Genomic DNA, 3,062 nt, shown 5'->3' with positions numbered 1-3,062 from the left:
CCCGCTCGCGCCCGGCGGGCGCGGTGAACTCTCGTACCGCGCGACGATCCGCTGACCGCGCCGCCACCCATTCGCAAGGAGCATTCCGTGATGACCAGGACCATGACCCGCCTCCTGCTGGCGAGCACCGCGCTCGTGTGCGGGGCCGGCGTCGCCCATGCACAATCCGGCACCGTCGCCGGCACGACGATCACCAACACCGCGCAGGCGAGCTATACCGTCAACGGCACGGCGCAGACCGCCTCCTCGAACACCGCCATCTTCGTCGTCGACCGCAAGGTCAACCTGACCAACGTCACCGAACAGGCCGCCAACACCCAGGTCAATCTGGGGCAGACCGGCGCGGTGGCGACGTTCCGCGTCACCAACAACACCAACGGCACGCAGGATTTCGTGCTGGCGGCCGAGCAGAACGTCGCCGGCGGCGGCCAGCTCGGCACCGACAATTTCGACGTGACCAACCTGCGGGTGTTCGTCGACGCGAACGGCAACGGCGTCTACGACCCGGGTGTCGACACGCTGAACTATATCGACGAGCTGGCGCCCGACACCTCGCGCGTCGTGTTCCTGGTCGCCGACATCCCGTCGGCGGCCGGCGCCAACCTGGCGGTGGTCTCGCTCAACGCGATCGCCGCCGCCGGTGGCGTCGTCGGCACGCAGGGGCTGCCGCTGGTCCCGACCGACCTCAGCGTCCTCAACCAGGACGCGACGATCGACGTCGTCTTCGCCGACAACGATTCGGACGGCATCGGCCCCGACATCGCCCGCAACGGTCAGGCGCGCGCCTATGCCGCGTTCGAGGTCGGCACGCGCAATGTCGCGCTGTCCGTCGTCAAATCGTCGCGCGTCGTGTCGGACGGCGTCAACGCGCTCAACCCCAAGGCACTGCCGGGCGCGGTGGTGGAATATTGCCTCACCGTCGCCAACGCGACGCTGCTGACGGCGGCGAACAACGTCACGCTCACCGACGTGATGCCGGCCAACACCACTTATGTGCCCGGCTCGATCACGGTCGGCGCGCTGGGCGCGGCCGGCGTCTGCGTCACCGGCGGCTATGCGCAGGCGGATGACGGCTCCAACACGACGGGCCCGTACCGGGGCAGCTACACCGCAGCCTCCAAGACCGTGACGGCGACGATCCCGCTGCTCGCGGGCGGCACGTCGCTCGCGGCGGCGTTCCGCGTCACCATCAACTGACCGGTCCGCCCGACGCCGGCCGTCCGGCCGGACCTCCTCCCTCCCGGCGCGCGGCCCCGCGCGCCGGGCTAGGACCCGCATGTCGTTTTTCCGCGTCCCTCTCCGTCTCGGCCTCGTCGCCGCCATCGGCGCGCTCGCGCCGGCGGCGGCGCAGGTCGCGCGCGTCGAGAACACCGCGCGGCTGACCTATCGCGCCACACCGGACGCGCCCGAACGCGCGGTGTCGTCCAACACCGTCGCGTTCGGCGTCGAGCCCGCCAAGCGGCCGACTTCGTTCCAATTCCACCTACTTCCCATCGATTACGAGATGACCGGCCTGAAATGTGAGCCGATCCCGGGCACGAACGCGCAGGCGGTCACGCCGGCGGCGATCGATGCCGCGACGCTGGCCGGGGCGCCGGTCGTGGACACGATCGATACCCACACGCCCTTCATCATCTCGTTCGATAATCAGGGCGCCAATCACGATCCGACGGTGCGCGAGCGGATCCAGATCCTCGTCAAGTTCGCCGGCCGGACGAACATGTCGTCGATGCTCGAAACCGCGCCGGACAGCGGTGTCTTCGCCAGCGGCATCCCGGCCGGCGGCACCCATCCGGAACTGGCCGCGTGCGATCCCACGCTGGCCCGCGGCGCCACGGTGTCGGTCAGCTTCGCCGAGGACCAGTATAGCTATGCCTCGTCGCTGTCGCTGCTGATCGATCCGGCGGGCTTCGTCTTCGATTCGAGCACGGCGGCGCTGGTGGACGGCGCCAGGGTGACGCTGCTCGACGCGAGCGGGCAGCCCGCTGTCGTGTACGGCGACGACGGTGTCAGCCGCTATCCTTCGACCATGGTGTCGGGCGCGGCGGTCACCGACGCGAGCGGACGCACTTACCCCGCGATCACGGGGCGCTACCGTTTTCCCTTCGCGGCGCCGGGCAACTACACGCTCAAGGTCGAGCCGCCGGGCGCCTATATCGCCCCATCGACGCGCGACCACGCGCTGGTCGCCGCGCTGAAGGACGCCACCGGCCAGCCCTTCATGCTCAACGCGGCCAGCTATGGCGGCGTGCTGACGCTGGCCGGCACCGACCCGTTCTACGCCGACATCCCGCTCGACCTGGTCGACGCGCCAATCGCGCGACCGACGTCGCTGCTGGTCGCCAAGACCGCCTCGGTCCGCGACGCATCGCCCGGTGACGTCGTCCAGTACCGGATCGCGGTCACGAACCGCGAGACGACGCCATCGCCCGCGACGCATCTGACCGATACGCTGCCCCCCGGCCTGCGCTACCGCGTCGGCACCACGCGCGACGACGCCGAGCCGGCGGTGTCGGCCGACGGGCGCGTCCTGGATTTCGCGCTGCCGCCGCTCGCCGGCGGGGCCACGACCCAGCTCACCTACCTCGTCTCGATCGCGCCGGGCGCGCCGGTCGGCGAGGTGGTGAACCGCGCGACCGTCCGCGACGCGCAGGGCGCGGTGAGCAACGAGGCGGCGGCGTCCGTGCGCATCCGGCCGCTATTGTTCTCGGACGCGATGACGGTGATCGGCCGCGTGACGGAGGGCCGCTGCGGCGACCCCGCCGATCATCGCCCCGGCATCCCCGGCGTCCGCCTGCTGCTGGAAGACGGCACCTTCACCGTCACCGACCGCGACGGGCTGTACCATTTCGAGGGCGTACGCCCGGGCCGTCACGTCGTCCAGCTCGACACGACGGGGCTGCCCGCCAGCCACGCGCCCGTCGCCTGCGACGCCGACACGCGCCAGGCCGGCAGCGCGATCTCTCGCTTCGTCGAGGGTGGGGGCGGCGTGCTGGCGCGCGTCGACTTCCAGCTCGCGCCGACCGGAAAGGCCGCCGTCGCTCCCGCCGCGCTGCCGATCG

Annotated in this window: 1 protein-coding gene and 1 pseudogene; both read left to right on the top strand. The window is 71.1% G+C overall.

The window, feature by feature from the left end; all coding sequences use genetic code 11:
- Positions 1–90: 90 nt before the first annotated feature.
- On the top strand, positions 91–1,197 hold the full coding sequence (locus HUV01_RS14370; RefSeq protein WP_174298890.1) for a DUF11 domain-containing protein: 1,107 nt from the start codon (positions 91–93) through the stop codon (positions 1,195–1,197).
- Positions 1,198–1,276: 79 nt separating this feature from the next.
- Positions 1,277–3,062 (top strand): annotated as a pseudogene (locus HUV01_RS14365) (DUF11 domain-containing protein); the annotation flags it as partial.

Source organism: Sphingomonas bacterium (genome assembly GCF_903643035.1).
Classification (GTDB): Bacteria; Pseudomonadota; Alphaproteobacteria; order Sphingomonadales; family Sphingomonadaceae; genus Sphingomonas.
This window is presented reverse-complemented; position numbering and strand designations above follow the sequence as displayed.